Raw genomic sequence first — 5,786 nt, 5'->3', positions numbered from 1 at the left:
GCAATAGCTATTTCTAGATCAGAGGTCATTCCCATAGAAAGAATTTTCGCTCCAGATAGCCCAGGCAGAGATTGCATCTGTGCTCCTAGCTCTTGTAGAAGAGCAAAAGAAGCATGGATATCTTTTTCTACCTCGGTGTTAGCGCCAATAGTCATAAGGCCGCAGATTTCTATCTGGGATAATTCACTGCCGCGGCTCGCTAGCTCCAGTAGTTCCTGCGGGGGGCAGCCAAATTGCGTGGGGGCGGCTGCCGAATTGACTTGAAGCAGCACAGGATATGGAGCATCAGCTTCTCCGGCTGCTATCCGCGCTTCTTGCCGGCGGTTAATGCGCTGCAAATTTTTTAGCGAATCTACGGTATCTATACGCTGGGCATGCTCCATAGCAGTAGAAAGTTTATTGGATTGGATATGCCCGATTACCGAAGTGAAATGAGGATAAGCAGAGATAGCTGCCTCGGCCTCTACCAGCTGTGGAATTAGATTATGCCCGAAATAATTTACGCCGGCCTCCATAGCGGCGATTAAATTTTCGGCCGGCTGATATTTAGCAGCCAGCATCAGCTTGATATCTTCGCCAGCGCGGCCAGCTTTTGCGGCGGCATCGGCAATTCGCTCTTGCACGCGCGCTATATTTCCAGCAATATCGGGCATCTCCGCCATAGTTTCCTCTTTCTTCGCTTTAGCGCTCTCCCAGATTTATTATATGTACTACTGGCTTGCCTTGCGTATCGGAGGCATCTAAATCTATGGCCGCCCACAGGGCATAAGCTTTCTCGTCTACTCCGTCATCTAATATTTGCATAGCCAGCCACAGCCGGCCGGGTGCATGCTCTTCTAACCAAGTGGCCGCTTGATCTGCCTCGGCGCCCGCCTGTAGTAAATCCGCCAAGCTGGGGTCTTCGAGAATCTGGAAAAATTCTCCGGCGCGCGCTTTCGTATCGGTGCCGAGATAATCATATTCGGCAAAATAAGCGTCTATGGCATCTGCCCAGCGGTCATAATTCCAGCCATCTTGGGCATCTAAAGAATCTAATAGTTCTAGATCATCGCGCGCCAGAGCTTCGATTCTTTGGAAGAGTTCTTTTCTTACGGCTTTACGCAGTGCATGCTTATTGCGCGTGTACTGGATATTTCCGGCCGCGTCCACTCCGAAAGGTAGTTCTTCCCCATTTTGGGCGGAATTGGAGGAACTGGCGGAATTGACGGTAGATAAGACGGCAGAATTCTCCGAGGCATTATTGTCGGCGGCGCTATTCTCTAAGCTATTTGCCGCCGCAGCGTTTTCATTGGCGAGAGCTTCCCACTCGTCTAACAGTGAAGAATCGATGGCGCGCACTAAATTCCCGAGCCAAGTAATGATCTCTTCTAATTCAGGGGTGCGGGCTGATAGTGGTACTACCTGCCGGAGCGCTCGATAAGTATCAGTGAGATAGCGCAGCATTACCCCTTCGCTGCGGGTGAGATCATAGAGCGAAATGAATTCACTAAAGGTGAGCGCATTTTCCACCATTTCCCGCACCACAGATTTAGGGGTGAGAGTATGCTCTTTTACCCACGGATTACTCTGCGCATAAATCTCTAAAGCCGGATTCAGCAACTCCGCCAAAGGAGCTGGCCAAGTGATTTCATCGAGGATGCGCATTCGCTCGGTGTACTCTACCCGCTCTTCTTTTAACTTTTGAAACGCATTTTGCCGGGCTTTCTTTTGTTGCGCATAGAGGGCGGGCCACGGGTTTTCTTGGACTGCCTCGATAATAGAGAGGGCGTCGAGGGCGTAGTCGGGGCTCTCCATATCTAATAGATCCAGAGCGGAAAGAGCGAAAGGGGAAAGCGGAGTATTGAGGGCGAAATCGTTCGGCACTTCTTTTGCTAGGAAAATAGCGGGTGAATCTGGGTGGGCGCGGCGCCAATCGCGGTCTTTATGCACTATCACCCCGGCAGTGCGCAGCGAAGAATAAATTTCGCAGGCCGTGCGGATAAGGGGGTTGCGTTCCGTTTTAGGTGCATGGTTATCGGTGAGAAAAGCGATAGTGGCGGCCAGCGGGTCCGGGCGCTGCAGCAGATTCAGCATGATGGAGTGGTTGCAAACGAGCTGCGAACGCAGCGTCTCCGGAGCTTTATCTCGCAACTGCGTAAAAGTTTTTTCTGACCACTGGAGTTTGCCTTCTTCCGGCTTTACGCGCTGCACTCGCTTGCGTTTCTCGGGGTCATCTCCAGCTTTTCGCAGCCGGCGCGCATTCTCAATCTCGTGCGGAGGAGCCTGCACTACTACGTAACCTACCGTATCGAAACCAGCCCGCCCAGCGCGCCCAGCTATTTGGTGAAATTCGCGCGCCGTGAGGTGACGGCTAGTTTTACCGTCAAACTTAGTGAGTGCAGATATGAGCACGGTACGAATCGGTACATTAATTCCCACTCCTAAAGTATCGGTGCCGCAAATTACGCTCAATAATCCAGATTGGGCGAGGCGTTCGACTAAGCGCCGATAACGGGGGAGTAGACCGGCGTGATGCACACCGATGCCGGCGCGCAGTAATTTCGAGAGCACTTTTCCGAAGCCCGCTCCGAAATGAAAATCTCCAAGCGCTGCTTGAATCTGGGCTTTTTGCTCTTTCGAAATCAGACTCATGGAGAGCAGCTCTTGGGCTTGCGTGACGGCTTCGCGCTGCGAAAAATGCACTACGTAGACCGGAGCCATGTGTGTAGATACCAAATCTTGAATTACCTCTCCGATGGGGTCGGTAGACCAAGAATAGTGCAGCGGGACGGGGCGCGGGGCATCGGAGATGACGGAGACGGAGCGGTGGGTACGCTTCTCTAAATCTTTCGCCAAGAAAGTGGTATCGCCGAGAGTGGCGGAGAGAAGTATGTGCTGTGTAGCGGTCAATTCCAGTAAAGGTACCTGCCAAGCCCATCCACGCTGCGGATCGGCATAAAAATGGAATTCATCTAACACGGCAATTCCGCAATCTACGCCGGATCCTTGGCGGAGGGCTAGGTTGGCGAGAATCTCGGCGGTGGCACAGATTACGGGGGCACTCGCATTGATAGAGGAATCACCGGTGACCATGCCGACGTTCTGCGCCCCAAAAAGAGAAATTAAATCGAAGAATTTTTCGGATACGAGCGCTTTTAGCGGAGCTGTGTAGTAAGCGGTACGCCCAGTAGCTAGAGCCGTAAATATAGCTTGCATGGCGATGAGGCTTTTTCCGGAGCCGGTGGGGGTGGAGATAATTAGATGCTCTCCGCTCACCACCCCGAGGAGAGCCTCGGCTTGGTGCGGATACATTTCTTTGCCGGTGGATTCCACCCAGCGCGCGAAAGCATCGTAGATAGCTTCCGGGGGAGGATTTAAACCGTACTCATCTTCGAGCTCATCGAGAGCGAGATTGAGTGGGGGTGCAGAATTTTCTGTGGGCGTGGAGTTTTTGGGGAGCGGGGAGCTTTCTGTGGGCGCCGCATTTTCCGTAAGTGCAGTGCCCTCCGTGGGCGCAGCCGCTTCGGAAAAACCAGCTGGAGAAGGGGCAGAATTCGATTCGGTATGCATCGGTATTAATAATAGCGGGATTGCTGAGGAAAAAGGCAGGAGAGAAGGCAGGGGGGAAGATTTTTATTTTTATGCCATGAATATGCCGTGTAAAAAAATTAAGGCTTAGCGTTTTTGTTTTACGGTTGCGCGTTGATTTGCAAGCTGGTTTCACGCTGGAGCCCGCCGAGTTATTGCGCGATAGGTATAGTAATAGCGCGCAAGAGCAAATCTTACGCGCTATTTCTCAAAGTACACCGCCTGGGACTCGAACCCAGAACCCCTTGATTAAGAGTCAAGTGCTCTAGCCAGTTGAGCTAGCGGTGCGCACGAAAAGTTAGTCTACTTACCGGTATTTCGATAAGCAAGTTGGCAGCTAGAAGAAGGCGTTGTGAGTTCTCGCACAAGCCCAAGCCCAGCGGAAACGCCGAAATTTTCGGTAAAACGGGAGGGTCGAGAAATGCCCACAAATTCCTCTTTCGTCGTCTTTATTAGCAGATAATCTTCTTCGCCTTGTACTGAAAAGTGCAGCTCGCTAGGATTGATACCAGTGCGGGCATTTCCCGTGACTAGCAAATATAGCTAATAAAAACGGCTAGTAAATATACGGCAGTAAATACTTCAGGATAGGTGAACGTGTCTCAGCCAATTGTCACTCTCGCTACTAGCGCGCAGTTTCCAAATTTGGTTACTGACGATCAAGGTCTCCCAGACGCTCTGCGGGAGCGCGGCATCGAACCGCGCATAGCTATTTGGGATGACCCCAGTGTCGATTGGGAAGAAGCCGGCATTGTAGTAGTCCGCTCCGTGCGTGATTACGCAAAAGACCGCGATAAATTCATCTCCTGGGCGCGTTCCGTGCCACGTATTCTCAACTCTGCCGAGACCATGGCTTGGAATACCGATAAGCACTATCTGCAAGATTTAGAGCGCTTGGGTTTGCCTACTATTCCCACTATTTGGCTAGAGCCTGATCAAAATTTGTCGAAGCGTCTAGTGAATTCGCGTTTTCCGGCTCTAGGTGATTTCGTGGTGAAACCAGCCGTATCTTCCGGCGGGCGTGGCACGGGCCGTTATAAGGGAGTGAATGCGGAATCTCGCGGCGAAGCTATTGCTCATGCCATGTATGAGCTGGGGCGGGGGCGCTCAGTGATGGTGCAGCGCTATTTGAAAGAGATCGACGTAGAAGGCGAAACTTCTCTTATCTACTTTAACGGCCTGGCTTCGCATCAGGTAGTGAAAGCACCTATGCTGCATCCGCGCTTCAGCTCCGTAAAAGAGGAGCAAGTGGTAGAAGAGAGCGTGCGCAGCACCGGCGCTTCAATCGAGATGTGGACTTGGGGAGAGAAGATTCGGGGAGCTCTGCAGGCCTATATTAAAGAAAAAGTTGGGCACAATGAGCTTTTGCTCTTCAATCGGGTAGATATAGTGCGCGGCGATAAAGATTCCCCAGAAGATTTTTACGTAATGGAAGTTTCTCTTATCGACGGTTCGCTCTATCTGCAAGCCGATGAGAAAAACCTCGGGCGTTTCGCCGACGCCATCGCCGCCCGCGTCTTTTGGTGATTGCTATCACCGTAAGTTGTTTGGAGGGAATCCGTAAAGCTTGATATAGTTTTACAGCGTTACCGCTTTACCTAAGGTGAAGTGCGTACATGGTGATTGTAGCTCAGTTGGTAGAGCACCTGGTTGTGGTCCAGGAGGTCGCGGGTTCGAGTCCCGTCAGTCACCCCATTTTTATTTACGGTTTATTTTGTTTGACGATGCGCCTCGATAGCTCGCTGTTCCGTCAAATCAGCTTTTATCTCTTTCGCAATTTCTTTCGCCACTCCGCTTTCCGGCCCGTCTCCGGCCGGGAAAAGTGCATTGCGATAGTAGCGCAACTCGTCAATCGAATCGTAAATATCTCCCAGTGCCTGGTGATTACCCGTCTTCTCCGGAGCAGCGAAATATACGCGCGGATACCAGCGCTTCGCCAATTCCTTAATCGAAGATACGTCAATAATCCGATAGTGCAAGAAATCAGTCAGCTCCGGCATATAGCGCGCCAAGAAAGAGCGATCAGTACCTACGGAATTGCCGCCGAGCGGAGCTTTCTTCGGCTCTTTCACGAAGCGGCGAATATAATCTAAACTCTGCTTCTCGGCTTCTGCCAGATCCAACCCCGTATCCCATTTTTCTATTAATCCGGTGGTGGTGTGCATCCGGCGCACAAAATCATTCATTCCGGCCACGGCACTCTGTGGAGGCTTAACGAC

At 51.6% G+C, this 5,786-nt stretch carries 4 protein-coding genes and 2 tRNA genes; 2 read left to right on the top strand and 4 right to left on the bottom strand.

Going from position 1 to position 5,786, the window contains the following annotated elements; translation table 11 throughout:
* From Q0X35_RS05815 to Q0X35_RS05805, 3 genes are all read right to left on the bottom strand, one after another.
* Window positions 1–662 (bottom strand): YggS family pyridoxal phosphate-dependent enzyme (locus Q0X35_RS05815; protein ID WP_297566458.1); only part of this gene is annotated, 662 nt, incomplete at its 3' end.
* Window positions 663–681: 19 nt separating this feature from the next.
* Window positions 682–3,549, bottom strand: a complete 2,868-nt coding sequence (locus Q0X35_RS05810) for an RNA helicase (RefSeq protein WP_297566457.1) — start codon at window positions 3,547–3,549, stop codon at window positions 682–684.
* A gap of 232 nt (window positions 3,550–3,781) precedes the next feature.
* A tRNA-Lys gene (locus Q0X35_RS05805) sits at window positions 3,782–3,855 on the bottom strand.
* Window positions 3,856–4,164: 309 nt separating this feature from the next.
* On the opposite strand from Q0X35_RS05805, the gene Q0X35_RS05800 reads away from it, so the two are divergent.
* Entirely contained in the window at window positions 4,165–5,094 is a 930-nt protein-coding gene (locus tag Q0X35_RS05800) for a RimK family alpha-L-glutamate ligase (protein ID WP_297566455.1), read from the top strand.
* 92 nt (window positions 5,095–5,186) lie between these two features.
* Window positions 5,187–5,262, top strand: a tRNA-His gene (locus Q0X35_RS05795).
* Between the two features lie 14 nt (window positions 5,263–5,276).
* On the opposite strand, the gene orn is transcribed toward Q0X35_RS05795, so the two are convergent.
* Window positions 5,277–5,786, bottom strand: a 510-nt coding sequence (orn, locus tag Q0X35_RS05790) for an oligoribonuclease (protein WP_297566453.1), incomplete at its 5' end; no start/stop codon positions are given.

The organism is uncultured Arcanobacterium sp. (assembly GCF_947253055.1).
GTDB lineage: Bacteria > Actinomycetota > Actinomycetes > Actinomycetales > Actinomycetaceae > Arcanobacterium_A.
The sequence above is the reverse complement of the archived record's forward strand: the minus strand, read 5'-3'. Positions and strand labels throughout refer to the sequence as shown.